Origin of the sequence: Actinophytocola sp. (assembly GCF_035762905.1) — a bacterium.
In the GTDB taxonomy this organism is placed as follows: Bacteria; Actinomycetota; Actinomycetes; order Mycobacteriales; family Pseudonocardiaceae; genus DASYTH01.
Genome location: NZ_DASUCC010000159.1, coordinates 32105 through 51775, shown reverse-complemented (window position 1 = coordinate 51775; position 19671 = coordinate 32105). Strand labels below are relative to the sequence as shown.

The 19671-nt window shown below is 67.4% G+C and carries 15 protein-coding genes; 12 read left to right on the top strand and 3 right to left on the bottom strand.

All coding sequences use genetic code 11. The features are described 5' to 3' along the window. The first annotated feature begins 490 nt into the window (after positions 1 to 490). A complete protein-coding gene (locus tag VFV67_RS35485) occupies positions 491 to 1762 on the top strand; it encodes a response regulator transcription factor (protein WP_326475103.1) in 1272 nt (423 codons plus the stop codon). A gap of 14 nt (positions 1763 to 1776) precedes the next feature. Further along, positions 1777 to 3495, top strand: coding sequence for a copper resistance CopC/CopD family protein (locus VFV67_RS35480; RefSeq protein ID WP_326475102.1), 1719 nt, complete (start codon positions 1777 to 1779; stop codon positions 3493 to 3495). Between the two features lie 343 nt (positions 3496 to 3838). Here VFV67_RS35480 and VFV67_RS35475 read toward each other — a convergent pair whose 3' ends face one another. Continuing rightward, on the bottom strand, positions 3839 to 5035 hold the full coding sequence (locus VFV67_RS35475) for an acyl-CoA dehydrogenase family protein (RefSeq protein WP_326475101.1): 1197 nt from the start codon (positions 5033 to 5035) through the stop codon (positions 3839 to 3841). Continuing rightward, positions 5032 to 6561 (bottom strand): type I 3-dehydroquinate dehydratase, encoded by a 1530-nt coding sequence (locus VFV67_RS35470; RefSeq protein WP_326475100.1) that lies wholly within the window; start codon positions 6559 to 6561, stop codon positions 5032 to 5034. The genes VFV67_RS35475 and VFV67_RS35470 overlap by 4 nt, the downstream gene beginning before the upstream one ends. Before the next feature lie 20 nt (positions 6562 to 6581). On the opposite strand from VFV67_RS35470, the gene VFV67_RS35465 reads away from it, so the two are divergent. The 3 genes from VFV67_RS35465 (at position 6582) to VFV67_RS35455 (ending at position 8358) form a co-directional block, all read left to right on the top strand. After that, positions 6582 to 7271 carry a nitroreductase gene (locus VFV67_RS35465; protein WP_326475099.1) on the top strand — a complete coding sequence of 230 codons (690 nt, stop codon included), beginning with the start codon at positions 6582 to 6584 and terminating at the stop codon, positions 7269 to 7271. A gap of 357 nt (positions 7272 to 7628) precedes the next feature. Beyond that, entirely contained in the window at positions 7629 to 8015 is a 387-nt protein-coding gene (locus tag VFV67_RS35460) for a hypothetical protein (protein WP_326475098.1), read from the top strand. A 25-nt stretch (positions 8016 to 8040) separates the two neighbouring features. Further along, positions 8041 to 8358 (top strand): hypothetical protein, encoded by a 318-nt coding sequence (locus VFV67_RS35455; RefSeq protein WP_326475097.1) that lies wholly within the window; start codon positions 8041 to 8043, stop codon positions 8356 to 8358. Here VFV67_RS35455 and VFV67_RS35450 read toward each other — a convergent pair whose 3' ends face one another. Next, positions 8359 to 9585, bottom strand: coding sequence for an MFS transporter (locus tag VFV67_RS35450; protein WP_326475096.1), 1227 nt, complete (start codon positions 9583 to 9585; stop codon positions 8359 to 8361). A 615-nt stretch (positions 9586 to 10200) separates the two neighbouring features. Here VFV67_RS35450 and VFV67_RS35445 point away from each other — a divergent pair. From VFV67_RS35445 to VFV67_RS35415, 7 genes are all read left to right on the top strand, one after another. After that, entirely contained in the window at positions 10201 to 11406 is a 1206-nt protein-coding gene (locus VFV67_RS35445; RefSeq protein WP_326475095.1) for a cytochrome P450, read from the top strand. Positions 11407 to 11437: 31 nt separating this feature from the next. Then, positions 11438 to 13318 (top strand): FAD/NAD(P)-binding protein, encoded by a 1881-nt coding sequence (locus VFV67_RS35440; RefSeq protein ID WP_326475094.1) that lies wholly within the window; start codon positions 11438 to 11440, stop codon positions 13316 to 13318. Continuing rightward, a complete protein-coding gene (locus tag VFV67_RS35435) occupies positions 13315 to 14565 on the top strand; it encodes an NAD/NADP octopine/nopaline dehydrogenase family protein (protein WP_326475093.1) in 1251 nt (416 codons plus the stop codon). Before VFV67_RS35440 ends, VFV67_RS35435 begins: the two co-directional genes overlap by 4 nt. Before the next feature lie 1109 nt (positions 14566 to 15674). After that, positions 15675 to 16778, top strand: coding sequence for an LLM class flavin-dependent oxidoreductase (locus VFV67_RS35430; RefSeq protein ID WP_326475092.1), 1104 nt, complete (start codon positions 15675 to 15677; stop codon positions 16776 to 16778). Positions 16779 to 16828: 50 nt separating this feature from the next. Then, on the top strand, positions 16829 to 17881 hold the full coding sequence (locus VFV67_RS35425; RefSeq protein WP_326475091.1) for an LLM class flavin-dependent oxidoreductase: 1053 nt from the start codon (positions 16829 to 16831) through the stop codon (positions 17879 to 17881). Then, a complete protein-coding gene (locus tag VFV67_RS35420; protein WP_326475090.1) occupies positions 17881 to 18864 on the top strand; it encodes a nucleotide disphospho-sugar-binding domain-containing protein in 984 nt (327 codons plus the stop codon). The genes VFV67_RS35425 and VFV67_RS35420 overlap by 1 nt, the downstream gene beginning before the upstream one ends. Before the next feature lie 36 nt (positions 18865 to 18900). After that, complete coding sequence (locus VFV67_RS35415; RefSeq protein WP_326475089.1) at positions 18901 to 19668, top strand: hypothetical protein; 768 nt, start codon at positions 18901 to 18903, stop codon at positions 19666 to 19668. Positions 19669 to 19671: the final 3 nt, after the last annotated feature.

The window sequence follows — 19671 nt, the reverse complement described above, 5'->3', positions numbered from 1 at the left end:
GAGCATAGCCGGGTATCGCACACCTGTTCCACTCGGCACGCCTGTACGCATTCCGGCGACGCGTGCCCGCGGCTGAATTTTGAGTAATTCAAAATAGGCTCATTGCCTGATGCAATCGAATCCAATATGTGGAATTCAACGGCGAGGGGACGTGTTGATCATTTTGTCATGACGACCGCCAACGGGGCGAATGCCCGGGTCAGAACCCCCTAGGGGGTATGGAACGGCGTGAACGAATTCAGGCAAACGTATGGATCCGGCCGCAGCCGTGCGATGTTGGCTCGCGGTCTCAACCATGTCATTAGGAGCAGGTATTGATCCATGTGTTGGTCTATGCCCCTATACCCAAGTATGGGAAGATAACTGTCAGCGTCCACGCGAGTGGGCATAGTCACGGGCCAACGGGGAACTGGTGTCGGGAGGCCGGGGGAGCAGAGGGCGATGAAGTGCGCACCGGTTCTTGATGATCGTCATGAACCGAGGTTGGGGCATGGAGGGGACCAATTCCGTAACAGTCGTACTGCAGCACCAGAACCGGCTGGTACGGGAGATGCTTGCCGGGCATCTGGTGCGGGAGCCGGGCATCGTCCTGGCCGGGACGGCGCCATCCGGACCTGAGCTGATTCAGCTGTGCAACCTGCGCAAACCAGCGGTGGCGCTGTTCGAGGCCGATACACCGCGGTGGAGCAACGAACGGCTGGTCAGCCTGCTCGCCCAGGCGGGCCGGGACATGCGCTTGGTCGGCGTGCATGACGCACTGCCGACGGCGTATGTCATCCGCGCCTACGACTCCGGGGTGAGCGCGCTGGTCTCCTACACCAGCGGGCTGGAGGCGTTGCTCGACGCGGTCAAGAACCCACTGCTCCCGGTGGAGGCCGCCCGGGCCAAACGGGTGGACGGGCACACGCTCACCGAGCGCGAGCTGCAGGTGCTCTACCTGATCAGCGCCGGGTATCCGCCCAAACAGGTGGCCAGCGAGCTCGGGATCAGCCTGCACACGGTGGAGAACCACAAGCAGCGGATCTTCGCCAAGCTGGACGTGCACAACCAGGCGCACGCGGCGGCCAGCGCCGTCCGGCTCGGGCTGTTGCCGAGGGCGGTTCCGGCGCCCCGCCAGCAGCCGAAGCTGCCGCGCAGGCGCAGGCGGATCCACGTGGTGTTGCGCGACCCGGCCGGCCGGCTCTCCGGGCGAATCCGTGAGGTGCTCGACGAGCAGAACATCACGGTGCTGCAGGACGACCCGGAGAACCGGCCGAGCGCCGGCAGCGACCACGAGGTGGTGATCACCATGCTGGTCGATCCGAGCCAGGAAGACTGGCCGGAGCCGGACGGCCGGCGCACCGACCTGGTGGTGATCGTGACCAGCCGGGAGCCGAAGCGCTCGGACGTCACGAAAGCGCTCTCCGGCGGGATCGCGACGGTGCCGGCGAGCCGGATCGACGACCTGCTCGCGCCGGCCGTCCGGGCCACCGCGAACGGCTACATCATGGTGAACTCCACCTATGTGCGGGCCCTGCTCGGTCCGGCGCACGCCGGCGCCAACGGCGGCTGGCAGCGCTGGGAGCTGGCCCTCACACCGCGGGAGCGGGAGATCCTCACCTCGATCGGCCGCGGCCACGCGACCAAGCAGACGGCTCGGATGCTCGGCATCTCGATCCGGACGGTGGAGAACCTGCAGAGCAACCTGTTCCGGAAGCTGCGGGTGCACAGCCGGGCGGCGGCCCTTGTCGCCGCCCACGACCTCGGCCTGCTCGACGAATGATCAGAGAGTTCATAGTGGACAGTCGCGTTCGGACGGCCGAAGCGCGGGCCGCGGCCGTGCTCGCCATGGTGGCCGGGTTTCTGTTACTGCTCACCGGTTCGGCGTCGGCGCACGCCGAGCTGATCGAGACCAACCCGGCCAACGGGGCGCACCTGGACCGGCCGCCGCCCGAGGTGGTGCTGCGGTTCAGCGAGTCGGTCAACCCGGTGCGCGGCGGGTTCAGCCTGCTCGACGGCGGCGGCCGCAAGCTGGCCCAGCCCACGGCGAGCACCTTCGACGGGGACGGCGCCCGGGTCCGGGTGCCGCTGCCGGACTCGCTCGGCGACGGCGTCTACGTGCTCAACTGGCGGGTGGTGTCGACCGACTCGCATCCGATCCATGGCACGTTCGTGTTCAGCGCGGGCGCCGCGCGGGCCGCACCGCTGGCCGGCGCGGGCGCCCAGGCCGGCGCGGATCCGGTGGTCGGCGTGGCGTTCTGGGTGTTCCGCCTGCTCGGTTACCTCAGCCTGGCCGTGCTGATCGGCGGCGCGTTCTTCGTGCTGGCCTGCTGGCCGGGCGGACGCGGCGACGCCAGGGTGCACCGGCTGATCACCGCCGGCTGGATCGCCGCGGTCGGCTCGGCGGTGCTGGCCCTGCTGTTGCAGGGACCGAACGTGGCCGGATCCGGGCCGCTGACGGTGTTCGACCCCACGCTGCTGCTCGACACGCTGGGGACCAGCTACGGGGTGCTGCTGCTGGCCCGGGTGGTGCTGCTCACGGTGAGCGGCTACGTGCTGATCCGGCTGATCCGCTCCGCGCGGCCGGATGCGCTTTCGGCCGCGTACATCGCCGGCTTCGGCGGGCTCGCCCTCGCGCTGGCGGCGACCTGGAGCGGGGCCGGACACCCGGCCGCGGCCGGCCCGCTGGCCGTGCCGGCGCTGCTGCTCGACGCGACGCACCTGGTGGCCGTGTCGGTCTGGCTGGGCGGCCTGGTGGTGCTCGCCGGGCTGGTGCTCGGGCGGCGCACCCAGGTCGAGGCGGACGAGGCGGCCGGTGTGGTGTCGGCCTACTCCCGGGCGGCCGCCATCGCCGTCGTCGTGCTTGGCGTGAGCGGGCTGCTGCAGGCGGTCCGCGAGGTGGTCGCGTCCGGCGTCGGCACCGAGTACTTCTCGTTGCTGGTCTTCAAGGTCGCCGCGTTCGGACTGGTGGTCTGGGTGGCCGCGATGTCCCGGGCGGCGGTGCGCGCCCGGTTGGCGGGCCGGGGCTCGGCCCGCCGGGACCGCCGGGACCTGCTTGGCCGGCTGCGCCAGTCGGTGCGCTGGGAGGTGGCGATCGCGGCGGTGGTGCTCGGGTTGACCGCCGCGCTGGTGGCCACCCCGCCCGGTGGGCAGGACCTCGGTCCGGTTGCCGCGGCCGAGTCGGCGCCCGCCGGCCCGTACCTGGACGCGCTGGCCGTGCCGGGCGGCGACGTGCAGGTGTGGGTGGACCCGGCCCGCACCGGCAACAACCAGATCGTGGTCAACGTGCGGGACGGGCAGGGGATCAACCGGGACATCCCGGAGGTGCAGGCGCAGCTTCGGTTGCCGGCCAACAACATCGGCCCGCTGGAGGTCGCTCTCGCGCGCACCGCCGCCGGGCAGTTCGTGGCCGACCGGGTGTTGGTTCCGGTCGCCGGGACGTGGCAGCTCAGCCTGCGGGTGCGCAGCTCCGAGTTCGAGGAAACCACGGTGGACACCCAGATCCAAATGCGCTGAGCGGTGGTCGCGCGGCTGCGGGCGGGGAGAACCGCACGACCACCGATCGACGGGTGGATCGCCGTTCTCCCCGCCCGCCGTGCACGGCACGGTGACACCCGTCATTGCCTCGAGATCCTTGGGTGAGCCACGTCAGTCCCGCACGCTACCCCGCGCGAGTCCCGGGCCTGACCTGGGAGAATCCCTAGACGGTGCACCTATCCTGCCGTGTACGTGGAGATATCCGTACCGCCGATCGCAATTCTTTCCGGGGTGTTCCGGATGTCAAAAATATGACATCGTTGATCAGGGCCGGAAATAGGCAGAACTCCCTAGGAGGACACGGACTCACCCAAGTGGCGGATCAGGGCTTGTAGAAAGAAGGATCATATGGCTGACCGAGCGCGGCCCGGCCAATAGTGGCCAAAATGTGGTCGTCATTGTCGTGGCGCACGTAGAACGACAGATCTCGCAGGATTCGCTCGATCGGGCTCGGCTTGACCAGGCAGCGCGCTCCGCAGGCACGCACGCAGTGGTCGACCGTGTCCAGGGCAAGGTGCTCGACCAGATGCCGGGCCCGGGAGCCGGCGATTCTGGCTTCCCTGCGCCGTCCGGCGTCCCACAGGTCGGCGACGTGCCGCAGCCACAGCTCACCGGTCTCCACGGCCACCGACATCGCGCCGATGCGCTGCTGCACGAAGGGATCGGTGCCCTTGTTCTGCCGCATGACGTAGTTCAGCGCGTACTGGTAGGCCGCATCCGCGGCGCCGAGGAAACTCGCCGCATAATGCGGAATGAACACGGTCTGCCATTCCTGCTTCAGGTAGTCGCCGGGTTCGCCGATCCGGTGGGTGTCCGGAATGTAGGTTTGGTCAAAACGGACAAGGTGGCTCGCCGTCGCCCGCATCCCGATCGGGTCCCACCACGACTCGTCCACCGAGACCGACGGGTCGGCCAGCTCGCAGGCCAGCATCAGCACCCGGGAGTCCTTGCCGGCTTCCCGCGCACCGCCGGGGCCGGCCGGGTCGACAAGCAGGATCGCCCAGTCCGCGCCGATCGCGCTGGTGGCGAACACCTTGGTGCCGTCGACCACCCAGCCGTTTCCCTTGCGTTGCACGGTGGTTCCGAACCGCTGTTGCTCGCCCGGCTTGGTCGCCTTCGGTTCGCCGCTCCAGGCCACCCAACGCTGCCCGCGCCGCACGACTGCGCCGAACCAGCGCGCCTTCTGCTCCTCGGTGGCCAGGGCGTCGAGCAGCACCAAGGAGTTCGTATGGCCCTCCCAGCATCTGGCCAGGGACAGATCGGCCGCAGCGAGCTGCCGGGTCATCTGCCACAACCGGTTGGTCTGGCCGTGCAACGGGCCGAGGCCGAGGCCGCCGTGCTCGCGCGGCACGGTCGGTGCGTTCAGTCCGGCGGCAAACAGGTCGTCGAAGTCCTGCCCCGGGAAGGTGGCCGTGCGGTCGTGCACGTCCGCCCGCCGGGCGAACGCCTCGACCAGGATGGACAGGTCGGCGGGAACCGTCGGCCCGAGCGGCTGGCGGTCGAGATCGGTTGTGGTCATCTGGCGAACTCCCTGGACGGTACGGCGGCAAGCGGGCCGCGTTCGTGCATCGAGTCGTTGGCCGGGGGGATGGCCCGGCCGGTCATCAGGCGGAACTGCTGGGCCACCTCCGCCCGCAGCACCGCCCACCCGTCGACGACCGTGAGGCCGCGGCGCCGGGCGGCGGCCACCAGGTCGGTTGGCTCGGGGCCGTAGGCGAGGTCGACCAGGACGGCGTCGGCGGCCACGCGGTCGACCGAGAACGGCGATTCGCCCTTCAGCGGGGTGGCGTGCACGACGAGCGAGTAATCCTCGGGCTGGAACCGGTTCAACGGCATGAAGTCGACGCCGAGCAGCCGAGCGGCGTACCGGCCCCGGGCCGCGCCGCGGTTGACCATCGTCGGCACGGCGCCGGCCCGGAGCAGCCCGGCGGCCGCGCCGCGCCCGGCGCCGCCGCAGCCGACCACGGCGACCCGGCGCCCGACCAGGCCGATCCCGGCATCCCGCACCGCGCCGACCACCCCGGTCGGGTCGGTGGTGTAGGCCCGCCAACCGTTGCGCTTGCGCACCAGGAGGTTCGCCGCTCCGGTGTGGTTGGCGTCGGCGCTGACCGTGTTGGCAAGCACCAACGCGTCCTCTTTGTACGGGGCGACGATCGTGGCGCCCTTGAACGGAACGCCCAGGCGGTCGAACTCGGCGCACATGGACCGCCAGGAGCGGACGAACTCGTTGGCGTGCAGTGGAAGGAACAGGGCCGACAGACCGAGGGTGTGGTAACCGTCGTTGTGCAGCCGGGGCGAGTGCGACTCGCCGACCCGGCGGCCGACGATGCCGTACAGCGTCGAGATTCTCGGCAGGGCGGGGAACGGGTAGTCGCGCAGCAGCCGCTCGACGGTGAGCAGGCCGTGCGCGCCGTTCTGGCCGAGGCCGCCGTACACGACCGGCGCGCCGAGCCAGGGGGCCAGCAACCGGCTGGTGCCGCCCAGTTCCCCGGTGGCGAACGCGGTGACGTCGGTGCGGCCGAGCATCCGCAGCAGGTGCAGCGGTGCCATCGCCTCCTCGACCGTGCCGGCCTCCGGGGCGAGCAGGTACTGCCGGGCCGGCGTGACCGCCATTCCGGCGAACATCCCGGCCAGCCCGGCCCGGTCCCGGCCCGGTCCGGCCCAGCAGATCCGTCTGCGGTGCGCGGGAATGGCTGCGAGCAGCTCCGGAACCAGGTCGCGGTCGTACTCCAGATCGACCAGGTCGTACTTCCGGGCCGCGGCCAGCAGCCGGCGGCGGCGTTCCTCGGCGGTGCCGGTGAACGCTCCGCCGCCGGTCATGCTGCGCAGCGTGTAGATCAGCTCGCCGCCGGCGTGGGCGCGCAGGACGTCCGGGTCGATGTCCCCGGTGAGATCGGCCCGGACCTCGAGGCCGCTCGCTACTCCCCGTAATGCTCGCAGCGCCCGACCCTGCGTCCATACCGTCGTGGTCAGCGTGGCCACGATCGAGCAGGTCCGATCCGGGGAACCATTTCCCAGCGAACAGGGGCTGGACAACTGTCTCATGGCGACGACAATCCCATGGCATGGACGCCTTTCTGTGGAATGGTCTCTTCGCCGTCCTCGGCGCCCGGCACTGCAAACGCGCCTTCACCGACCGGCCGGTCCAGCGCGATCTGCTCGAGCGGGTGCTGCGGGCCGCGGCGCACGCCCCATCTACCCGGAACGGGCAGCCCTGGCAGGTGGCGGTGGTTTCCGGGCAAAACCGAGATTCTTTGGCCCGGCGCCTGTGTGCGGACTTCGACAACGGTGTGGCGGTGAAGCCGGACTACCCGAACCGGCCGGTGCTTCCGGACGAACGGATCGAGGCACGGGCGCGCGAGGCCGGGGCGGGGGTGTTGAGCGCCAAGGGAATCGACCGCGCGGACGCCGCCGGCCGGCGGGCGCATCTGCGGGACAACTACGACTTCTACGGCGCGCCGACGGCGATGATCTTCCACCTGCCCGCGGAGGCGCCGCCCGGAATGTTCCTGGAGATGGGTTTCTTCCTGCAGAATGTCATGCTCGGACTGGTCGCGTGTGGACTGGGCAGCTGCCCGCAGTACAGCGTCGCCGGATACGCCGACAGCATCCGGGCGGAGCTGGGTCTCGGGGCCGACCGTCTCATCGTGTGCGGCCTTGCCGTGGGATATCCGGACGAGACCGTGGCGGTGAACACCTTCCATCCCCGGCGAGCCGAGCTCGAGGACTACGTGCAGTGGCACGATCGGGCCTGACGTGCGCGCGTCAATGTATTCTCCTCCACCTGGCCTTGGAAGAAATCTGAGTTAAACGCGCGGCACGTGCTCACCCAGTCACGTACTCGCGAAGATATGCAGTTGTGTGGCCGCGTAGACATCGGGTCGGAAGATGTCATGCGCAGCCCGTCACAAAGACGTTACCCCATGTTTAGGACGACTCGCTCGCGTAAGGCGCCTGGCAAAATTACCTAGGGGGATTCGGCTGCCCTAGGAAGAACGTCTCATGTCCGGTACTCGAACGGGGGCCTACCGTCGGTGACGAGGAACCCCCGGGAGGCACCTGGTGTGAAAGTGCTCGAGTACGTCCGCGCGGAGGACCAACTTCCGGAACACGTGCCGCCGCCTGGCGGCTCGCTGAATCTGGAACCGCTGGTAGGAACGTGGTTCGCGACGGACGAGCAGACGGCCGGCCTGGTGCGCCTTGAGTTACGTCCGCACGCCGGCCGATTGTTCGTGCGGGCGTTCGGACCGAATGAGCTGGAGCCGTATGAGTGGGGCGAGGCCGAGGCCACGACCTACGGAGCCGACGTCACCGCCGTCGACGCGGTGGCCTTCAATGCCACCTTCGACTTCGGGTTTCTGGTCACGATCCTCGCCGGCCGGGTCGGCGAGGGAATCCTCGTGCTGGACATGTTCAACGCGTTCGTCGACTCCAGCGGGCGGCCGAACTACCTCAGCCGCGAGTTTTTCCATCGCCGAGGGACCGCAATTGCCGATTGATCTTCGGCCACTGCTCGGGAGGTGGGTGAACTACAACAAGAACTCGACCGGCATCAGCCGCGTGGAAATAGACGATTGGGAGGGACTGCCCACCGTCCGCATCACCGGCGCCGGGTGCCCCGATCCGATCGACTGGGGCATGGTCGCCGGAACCGCGTTCGCCGCGGTCGTCGGCGGCAAACGGGCGGCGGGTTTCACCGCCAGTTTCGAGCTCGTCTTCGCCCATGTGCTGCTCACCGGCCGTCTCGATCAGCGCCGGCTGGTCATCGACGCTTACTCGACCTTTCTCGACTCGAGCGGACGAGCCAGCTACTGCCAGCGGGACAGCTTCTATCTCCCCTGACTACGTTCCGTTGACGAACCGCTCTTGGGTGACCGGCCGATTGAACGCCATTGTGGCTCGGTGGAGTACGGGGGTGGCGGCGAGTACGGCGATGATGGCGGCGATGCCGGCGAGCAGGTAGACGAGTTCGGCGGGGAAGCCGCCGAGGGCGAGGCCGGCGATGCAGTAGGCGATGAGGCCGGCGTTGCGGTGCAGGGCGGTGAAGCCGGCGAGTGCGCGGCCGACGGCGGTGTCCGGTGTGCGTAGCAGCAGCAGTGTTCCGACCGCGACGGCGCCGATGCTGCCGCCGATGCCGATCATGATGTAGAGCGGGAAGGTGGCCGGAAGCGATCGGGTGGTGCCGATGAGCAGGATGCCGAAGGACATGGTGGCGGCGGCGACGGGGATGCCGATCAGGATGCCGCGCATGGTGGTGAGTCGGCTGGCGATCGCGGTGCCGACGAGTAGGCCGACGAAGTGGGCTGCTTGGAGGAGGCCGAAGACGAACTCGCTTGCTCCGAGGGTGTCGCGGACGAGGTAGACCTGGGCCACGTAGAGCACGTGTACGACGAGGACGAGCAGGATGGTGAGGATGACGGCAGCGGCGACGGTGCGATCGGCGAGCAACACGGTCATGCCGTCGCGCAGCCGAATTCGGACTCCGCCGTGGTGTGGTCGGCGGCGGGTGCGGATCAGCAGCCCGGCGCCGCTGATGGCGAGGAATCCGGCGGCGGCGAGCAGTAGGGGGATGCGGGCGCTGCCGGTGAGGCCGGTGAGCAGGGCGCTGACCGGTGCTCCACCGAGCTGGGCGAGGATGTGCCCGCTCTGTTGGACGCTGTTGGCCGCGGCGAGGCGGTCGTCGGTCACCATCGCCCTGATCAGCGTGCCGAACACCGGTTGGGCCACCGCGGCGCCGAAGGCGTTGAGGGCGACCAGGGACAGTATCGCGGCCGGATGGCTGACCAGGGTGATCAGCACGCAGGTGGCCGCCTGCCACAGGCCGGTGATGATGATCAGTCCGCGGCCGTCGTACCGGTCGGTCAGCCGACCGATGACGGGGGCGAGCAGCACGATCGGCAGTGTGCCGGCGAACAGCACGCCTGCGACGATCCACGAGCCGGCGTGCTGGTTGTGCAGGTCGAGCAGCAGGGCGGTGACCACGACCACGGTGCCGAGCGTGGACATTCCCCGGGCGACGCCGGTGATGTAGACGTCCCTGGGCAGCGTGGTTGCAGGATCCCGAGCCATAGTACTAAATCCCAGCCCCTTCGACGGATGTAATAGTCACTATAGAGGATTCCGGCTATTCCAATCGGGACAAAATCCATTATGGACAGTCCAATCATGCAGGTGAAGGCCGCAATGTGGACCGAGATGAACCAGGCCATGGAGCGTCTCTCCGTGCAGGTCAGGTCACGGTGATCAACACGAGTTCGGACCCGTCACCTCGGCCAGCCATGGCCAAGATCAAAACCTGACGCCGGATCGGCCCGCGCGCCGCCGCTCGCGTCTGGGCCGGGGCGCGGCACGAATCGCGGGCACGTGGTGTCGACGTCCGCCCCGAGTGCGCTAACCAACACACTTCCGCGTATTACGACCTGGTATCGCCGGTCATCCATGAAATCCCGAGGTTAGGTCCGCCGATCGCGACGCCAAAACGCCACACAAGCGCTAAGTTTGCGAGGCGCTTGTGCGGCGTTGGTACGCGCTGCGGATTGCTACTAAGTATATCTACTAGGCCCGGAGTTTTGCCCCTAGGTAAAATGAATGCGTGAACAGTTGAACTATATTGGTGTAAGTTAGTGGTAAATGTGAGCCGCGAGTGGTATCGGTCACCGGCATCGTCCCATATCGGGAGGAACTGTGGAGCGTACGGTGTACCGCTATTCCTTTGAACAGCCACCGCGCCTGGATCCCGACCCGTTGTATGCCCAGTTACGTTCGGCCGAACCGGTCGCGCGGGTACAGGCGCCCTTCGGGCGGGAAGCCTGGCTGGTCACCCGCTATGACGCGGTCAAGTCGGTGTTCGACGATCCGCGGTTCAGCCGGTCGCTCGCGGCCGGCTCGGACGCCCCACGCCGTTGCCCGGCAATGACCCCGCCGAATGGGATCATCAGCCTGGATCCGCCCGAGCACACCCGGATGCGCAAACTGTTTGCCTCCGCGTTTTCCATGCGCGGCGTCAAGCGGGTGCGCCCGTGGGCGGAGAAGGTCGTCGACGGGCTTGTCGACGAGCTGGTCGGCCACGGGCCGCCCGCGGATATCATTCCGATTCTCACCAAGCGCGTGCCGGTCATGACGATCTGCGAGGTGCTCGGATTTCCCTACAGTGTTAGCGAAGAATTTGGCGGCGCTCCGCAACTGATGGTGTCCATCGGGGCGGACCAGGTCCCCGCGGCGCGTGCTGCCAGAGCGGGGATGCTGGACCGCATTCGCGGTCTGGTCGTCGCGCGCCGCGAGCGCCCGGCTGACGACCTGTTCAGCGCGCTGGTGCGGGAAGCCGACAACGGCGGTCAGATCACCGTCGCCGAGTTGGTGACCATGGCTGAGCTGCTGCTGTCCAACGGCTACGAGACCACGTCGAACGAGCTGGCCAACTTCGTCTTCGCCCTGCTCACCCACCCGGGCCAGGCGGCCTGGTTACGCACGGACCTGTCCCGGGTGCCGGACGCGGTCGAGGAGTTGCTGCGGTTCGTTCCACTGGCGGCCGGCGTGCCGAGCGCCGGTGGGCATTCACGAGTTGCGAGTGTGGACGTCGAACTGGACGGCGTGACCATCGCGGCCGGCGACGCGGTCCTGCCGGCGATCAACTCGGCCAACCGGGACGAGAGTGTGTTTGCCGAGCCGGATCGGCTCGCGCTGGACCGGGCGCCCAACGCGCACCTCGCGTTCGGGCACGGGCCACATCACTGTCTCGGTGCTCAACTGGCCAGGATGCAGGGTCAGGTCATCCTCACCGCGCTGCTGTCCCGCTTTCCCAAGCTGGAGTTGGCCGTGGCCCCGGCGGAAGTGCCGTGGAGAACCGACGGCATTCAGCGCCATCCGACCGAGCTGTTGGTGACGTGGTAGCCACGAACGGATTCGTGGAGAGGCGGTTCAGGTGGGCGGTGAGACAGATCTTGCCAAGCCGGTGATGCCAACCGTCGCAATCGTGGGAGTTGGGCCGAGGGGGCTGTACTGCCTGGAGGCGCTCTGCGCGGCGTATGCCGCCGATCCCCTGCCTACGGGACTCCAGGTAGCGGTCTTCAACAAGTCGACCCACTTCGGTAGCTCGCCGATCTATGACCCCGACCAACCATCATGGTTGCTGTCCAACGGCAGGGCGAAGGAGATCAACGGTTGGGGTCTGGACGCCACGGACGCGACCCGGCCGGCGGGGTCGAGGTTCATCCACTGGAACAACACACAGTTTCGGCCGGCGGCGCCGGTTGACCCGGAAAGCTTCCCGCCGCGGGCCGTTGTCGGTCGATACCTCTGCGACGGGTTTCGACGAGTGGCCGCCAGCATCCCGCGAGGGATGCGACTGTCAAAGTTCACCGCCGAGGTTACGGATATCGTTCCGGGCAACGACGGATACTGTCTGTACTTCGTCGACGCGAAGGGCCGGCGGGACAGGCTCATCGCACACAAGATCGTGCTGACCACCGGTCACTCTTATGTGCGTCTCGGGCGACAAGAACGTCATTACCGCGATTTTGCCGCCCAACATCACCGGGTGTCCTACGTACCATATGCCTACCCGGTGGTGGACAATTTGAGCAGTATCCCGGCCGCGGCATGTGTGGCGATGAAGGGCATCGGACTGACCTTCCTGGATGTGGTGCTCGCACTCACCGAAGGCCGGGGCGGGATCTTCAAACGCGACGCTGACGGACAGCTCCGTTACCTGATGAGCGGACAAGAACCGGAAACGATCTTCCCCTTCTGTCGCACCGGCCTGCCCATGGCACCCAAGTCGTGGGACTATCCGAGCGCCTTGCGGCCGCTGGCATTCGTCACCTCTGACCGGCTGACGGAGTTGCAGCGACATTCGCCAGGGGGACGGCTCGACCTGCAGAAAGACGTCTGGCCGCTTGTCGAGCTCGAGATGGAGCGGCAGTTCTACAGAACAGCCATGTCTGATCCGCGCGACCGGAAAGAGCTTGACGAGTGCGGTGCCGACGCCCGTGCGATGAGGCAGGTCATCGATAGATATGTGGCCCTGCATCCCGACATGGAGCCCTTCAGTTACGGTCGGATATTGGACCCGATCGGTGGGCGCCGATTCAACACCGGAGAGGAGTACAATTCGTTTGTCGAAAACTACCTGAAGCAGGAGATCGACTACGCACGTGCCGGACTGGTTGCCGACCCTGCGCGAGCGGCTGTTTCGATGTGGTACGAGGTTCGCGCCACGCTGAAGCCGTTCGTCGCCTTTGGTGGACTTACGCCGGATTCCCATCGTTTGCTGATCGAATACTACTTTCCGCTCTTCAAGCGGGTGGTTTTCGGTCCGCCCCTTGTCAATATCGAGAAACTTCTCGCCCTGCACAGGGCGGGGCTGATCGACTTCAGTGTCGCACGAAATCCTCGACTGCTCACACGCCGCACCACGGGCCGTTTCGAGCTCAGAACCAGTTCGCCGCCGGCGACGTCGGCGCAGTTCGAGGTACTTGTGGATGCCAGGTATCCAACGGTTGAGATCCTTCGCGATGTAACGCCGCTGTACCAAAGTCTACGCCGGCGAGGAATGATCAGAGAGTTCACGAACGGGTCGGCCGGTGCCGCGGACGGCACATACTGCACCGGTGCGATCGACATGGCCAAGGACTCCCAATATGTGATCGACCAACGTGGCGTCGCGAACGCGGATATCGCCGTGTACGGCACGCCGACCGAGGGAAACCTGATCGCTACCTTCAATGTTAGCCGCGACGGCTATCCAACTGTCTGGGCGGCGAACGTCCTAAAACAACTCAGCATTGGAGCTGAGCAGTTATGACTGACCATAGGCTTCGTGTTCTCGTCTGTGGCACCGGCGCGGCGTCCCATGTTCTGGCCGGCCTGATCTCGTCACAACCCGATGTCGAACTGTGCGTCTACACCCGCAGTCCCGAAAAGGCGCGGGCCTGGACGGACACCCAGCGGCATCATCGCCTGACCGTTGCGATCGCAGGAGGAGGTGACGAGGTCACTTCCCCACCGTTCGTCGTGACGAGCGATCCGGAGCAGGCGGCCCGCGGCTGTGACATGGTCATCGTGTCTCTTCCGGCTTTTGCCCACCACAGCTACCTTTCGGCGCTAGCTCCGTATCTCGAACGCGGCGCCGTGATCGTCGGGCTGCCTGGTCAATGCGGGTTCGACTTCGAGGTGCGAAGGCTGCTCGGTGATCGACAGCACGAGGTTACGCTGATCGACTTCGCCACCCTGCCATGGGCGTGCCGGATCGAGAAGTTCGGCCGGCGCGCCTATGTCTCCGGGGTGAAGCAGTCCATCTCTGGAGCGAAACGGGAGTGCGCAGGGCCCAGCCGGGTCGGAGATCCCGAGTCGATACTGCAGCGACTGCTGGGAAAACGGCCGGCGCTGACGGTGGCCGGGCACCTTCTCGGCATCACATTGGAGTCGATGAACGCCATCGTCCATCCGGCGACCATGTACGGTCGATGGAAGGACTGGGATGGTTCCCCGCTCGACCAGCGGCCGTTGCTCTATGAGGCGATCGACGAGTACGCGGCGTTCCTCATCAGCGAGATCGGCCGGGAAATGATCGCCGTAGCTGAGAAGATCAATGCGACGCATCCCGAAGTGGACTTTTCGAATGTCATCCCGATCCATGATTGGTTCATCAACGCATATGGGCCGGATATCAGGGATAAACGCAACCTGATGACCGCTATCGGCACGAACGCGGCGTACGTGAACATCAGGCATCCTATGGTCGAAGTGCGGCCAGGAGAGTTCGTGCCCAACTTCGAGCATCGGTTCTTGGCCGAAGACCTTCCATTTGGCCTGGTCTGCACGCGCGGTATCTGTGAAATTGTAGGGGTCCCGACGCCGACCATCGACCGGATCGTGCGCTGGGGCCAGGAACAGTTGGGCAAGGAATACCTCAAGCAACATCGCCTGACGGGCCGTGACATCGGCGCGACCCGATGCCCGCAACGGTACGGATTTGGAACGTTGTCCGACCTCCTCGGCCCGGGGGCGAGGCAGACGGTCGCGTCCGGGTACGCGGTCAGCAGAGCGTAGGTGGCGGATACCCGCACGCCACCCGCCGGCCGGCTCCAGGTGCTCCGGCCAGGCCCTCGGTCCCGCCGAGGGGCCTGGCCGGAGCTGACCGTCGGTCGTGCCAGGTGAGCGGTGGCGGTGCTGCCCTGCTTGCCCCATCCTGGGAGGTGCCCCGCGCAGGGGTAGCGTTACGTCGTGTGGTACGTCGTGCTACCACGGTTTGTGGCAGCTACTCCGCAGTAACATGCTTAAGTAGCAATCAACCCGACCACCTGCAGGGGTTTCAGGTGATCGGGTGCCGGAGATTCAGCGGATGCGGGCTGTCGGCCCGCCACGGTGGGTGTCGGCGGGTTCTCTTGGCGCTCGGGGCCGAACGGGATGGGAGAGCGCAGTGCCGATGACCAGCGAATCGGATTCGCGCGTGCCCGCGTCACGATCGCGGTGGCGCCACAGTGACATGCTTTCCTTGGCGTTGGACTGCTGGACCATGGGCCCGGTGGCCGGCATCTCGCTGACCAGGGTGGACGGCGGCAAGCCCGAACAACAACAGCGGTCCACCGACCCCGACCCTGATTTTCCGGTAGCCGTTCAATAGCCCGCACGGTCATTGTCGGCTGTGCGCGAGTATGGAATTGTTGGCGTTGTTTCGGCCGATGGCTCGCCCTCGCTCTCGGGCTCGGATTCCTCGGCCTCGACTGGTCGGCGCCGTACGCCCGGCGCCGTATTCATGCTGTCATGATGATGTTACCCATGGTATGCGTGACTCGCATGTCTATACCGCCTGTCAAAACTACCTAGGGGGGTCCGGTCGTCCTAGGAAGAACGCCTCATGTTGGCCAGGCGAACCGCGGCCTACCGTCGAGGTGGGTTCGTATAGAACTGCGCGAGCAGGAGGGCGCTACTGGTCCGGACCTTCGACGGCGGCTCCGACCCTAGCGGCCGGTCGAGCAATTTCAGCCGCGAGTTCGTGCACAGCTGCGAGGTGTAATGGACAATGTAATGGTGACCAGGACACGCGATCGCGCCGCCTACTTCCAGCCGGAAAACTGCTACCTTCCATGACCGCGCCAAGGCGCGGGTTATCGTCATGTGCACGTTCGGAGCGAACAATGCCAGCCAAAAGTCGACATATGCGCTTTCACTGGAGCCTGCCGGGCTCGGGCGTCGCGAACCGACGCAGAGGTGCCGACCCCAGGAACGAGGTCAACCCGGTCGCGGATCTGGACGGCCAGCGCGACTTCTGCCGGCGGGCCGACGAATTGGGCATCGACTCGCTGCTGCTGCCGATCGGGTTCCAGCGGGCGGACGGGTGCGTCCTGGCCGCCGCGTTCGGGCTGGTGACCAAGCGGGTCAACTTCATGCCGGCGTCTCGGGCCGCGGTCATCTCCCCGACCCACTTCGTGCAGCAGATCAACACCGTGTCCGCCTTCACGAACGGGCGCGTCGAGGTCAACGTCGTGTCCGGCCAGGGCTCCGCGGAACTGCGCTACTACGGCGACTTCTCCACCCACGACGAGCGCTACCAACGCACCGACGAGTTCTGGACGATCTGCCATGCGTTGTGGCGCCGGGAGTTCCCGGTCGACTTCGCCGGGGAGTTCATCAGCGTCGAGGGTGCCCGGGTCAACCAGGCGTTCGTCTCGCCGGATCGGCACCGGCCCTACATCTACATCGGCGGAAGCTCCGAGCAAGCCCAGCAACTCGCGATCAAGCACGCGGACTGCCAGTTGCGCCTGATCGAACCGCCGGAGGAGTTCGCGCCGAAGCTCGAGCCGGCGCTGGCGGGCGGCATCGAGGTCGGGGTCACCTGCAACCTGGTGGTCATGCCGACCCACGAGGAGGCCGTCGACCACGTTTACCGACTGGCCGAGAACGCCGGCGAGGCCGGCAAGGCCGCGGTGGCCGACTGGCGCCGGATGACCAGCGAGTCGGTGGGGTTCGAGTCCATCTACCGGATGGCCGAGGACCGGTCGCCGTGGCTGACCCCCTACCTGTTCTGCGGGCTGGTTCCGTACATGGGCCCCCAGTCGATCTCTCTGGTCGGTAGCCCGGACGAGATCGTCGACGCGATCTTCGAGTACCGGCGGATCGGCGTCACTCAGTTCATGTTCCAGGGCCGACCGGACTTTCCGATGCTCGAGATGTTCGGCTCCGCGGTCCTGCCGAAGATCAGGGAGCGGGAGGCAGCCGAACCACTGGTCGCCACCGGCGACCTCGTCCACGAGGGGCGCTGACCATGAACGGGACATCTCGGCCGGCACGGTTCATGTGGAGCCTTTCTTCGGTGGGCGAACGCCTGCGGCGGTCCCGGACGCTGGCCAGCGTCAGCGGTGTGCCGGACATCGCCGGGCACGTCGACTTCTGCCGGCAGGCCGAGGCCTGCGGGATCGAGTCGCTGCTCATGGCGTTCGGCTTCACCAGGCCGGATCCGGTGGCCTACGCCGCCGCGCTCGGCCGGCACACCGAGAAGATCAAGTTCCTGGTCGCGGTGCGCTCGGGCATCCTGTCGCCGACCTACTTCGTCCAGCAGATCAACACGCTGTCCGTCCTGACCTCGGGTCGGGTGTCCATCAACATCGTGGCCGGGCGGGTTCCGGACGAGCTGCGCTACTACGGCGACTTCCTGCCGCACGACGAACGCTACGAGCGCACCGACGAGTTCTGGTCCGTCTGCCACGCACTGTGGCGCGGGGACGGTCCGGTCGACTTCGCCGGCCGGCACTACCGGGTGGAGAGCGCGCGGCTCAACACGCCGTTCGTGTCCGATGTGGACGGACCGTCGCCGGTGCACGGCCGGCCGGAGATCTACCTGGGCGGCAACTCCGACCAGGCGATCGCGCTGGCGATCCGGCACGCCGACTGCCTGCTCACCTTCCCGGACGTACCGGACCGGTTGGCGCAGCGGATCCGGCCGGTGCTCGACAGCGGGACCGACGTCGGGCTGCTGGTCTCGTTGTTCTGCCGGCCGACGAGGGCCGAGGCGATCGACGCCGCGCACGAGCTGATCGCGTCCGCCGGAGAGCAGGCCAGGCAGCTGCACGGGGCGATGCGCGCCCGGACCGACTCGGTCGGCTACACCGCGACCTACGACATGGCGTCCCGCGAGTCCGACTGGGCCACCCGGTACCTGTGGACCGGGGCGGTGCCCTACCTGGGACCGCCCGGCATCGCGCTGGTGGGCTCGCCCGATGACATCGTCGAGGCACTCGCCGAGTACCAGGCGATCGGCGTGAACCAGTTCCTGTTCATGGGACACCCCGACCTGGAGCAGATGACCTTCTTCGGCGCGGAGGTGCTGCCGATGGTGCGTGCGCGCGAGCGGGCGGGCGTGCGCTGATGCGCGTGCTGTTCTGTCCGTGCCCGGACCGGCGGTGGCTGTACTCGGTGGTCCCATTGGCCTGGGCCTGTCGGGCGGCCGGGCACCAGGTGCGGGTGGCCGCCGCGCCGACCCTTTCGGACGCGATCGTCCACACCGGACTTCCGGTCGTGGTGGTGGAGTCCGGTGTGGACGATGCGATCGCGTTCGCCCGGGACTGGGGGCCGGATCTGGTGGTACACGACCAGTCCGGCTCCGGCGGGGCGGCGGTCGCCTCGGCGCTCGGCGTTCGGAACGTCCGCCACCTCACCGGCTTCGGTCCACCCCCGATGGACACCGGCCCGGACGGGCCGCCCACGATCACCGTGGACCCGGCTCCGCCGAGCCTGCGCGTGCCGGTGCGCACCCCGTGGCGCGAGGTGCGGTACGTCCCGTACCACGGGCCGGGCGCACTGACCGCCTGGCGGGCCAGGTTCACCGGACGCCCGCGGATCTGCGTCACGGCGGGCCGGTCGGTCTGCCGGCTGACCCTCGACGCGCTCGGTGGCGTGGACGCCGAGGTCATCCTGGCCACCACGGACGAGGCGGTGCGGCGGCTCGGCAAGCTTCCGGGCAACGTGACGCCGGTGACCGCCCTTCCGTTGCAGTTGCTGCTGCCGTACTGCGCGCTGGTCGTGCATCCGGGCGACGACGCGACGTCGCTGACCGCCGCCGCGTTCGGCGTCGCACAGTTGATCGTGACCCGCGGTCCCGACTCGGCCTACGTCGGCGACCGGCTCGCCGCCGCCGGTGCCGGGATCCACCTGCGGTACCACGAGTTCGCGGACGAGCCCGGCGCCCGCGCGGTGATTCGCCGGGCTACGCGCACGCTGCTCGCCGGCCCGGCGTACCAAGCCGCGGCCCTGCGCCTGCGTGCCGAGATCATGGCCCAGCCGGCTCCCGCGGCGCTGGTGCCCGCGTTGGAGACACTGGCGCTTCGCCGAAGTCCGGCGACGGTGGCCTGACCGAACGAGAATCAGTCTGAACTCATGGAGGGTGACATGGCACAAGCAATCGGCATGTCCGGGCCGACGATGCGGGCGGACGGCAAGCAGTTGGTTGGCGCCCGGCCGGACCTCGCGTCGGTCCTCGGCACCTGGGAGAACACCAAGCCATACACCGACCACATCGCCATGGCGGAGATCAACGAGCGCGAGGGCCGCCTGTTCGTCCGGATTTATGGTGCGCCGACCGAAGATCCGGTCGACTGGGGTGAGGTGGAGGCCCATCCGTACGCGTTCAGCGGTACGACCAAGTTGGCCGGGTGGGTGGCCAGCTACCAACTCGGTGACGTGCGAACCGAGCTCGCGGCCAACGAGAAGTTCGGCGTCACGGTGATCCAGTCCTTCACGTCGTTCCACGACGGCAGCGACCGGTGCCCCCACTTCGCCCGGGAGTTCTTCGGCCGGCGTGGGCGGGTGGTCGGTCCGGCTCCCGGCCGCCACCCGTTCCAGGGAACCTGGGTCAACACCTATGCGGACACGAAGTGGATCGCCGGGTACACCTTCAAGGAGATCGACGGCCGGTGCTTCGTGCATATCCGGGGGGCGCGCGAGCCGGAGGACTGGGGCGAGGTGGAGGCCGTCGGTTACTGGGACAACATCAACGAACCGGCCTGGCACGCTACCTACGATCTCGGGGAGATCGAGGCGCTGCTCTGCGCGAACTCCAACCACGGTCTGACCATCATCTGCTTGTTCCTGCGGTCCAAGGACAGCGGCAAGACCAATTTCCTGTGCCGGGAGTTCTACTTCCGGAACAGCATCTGAGGG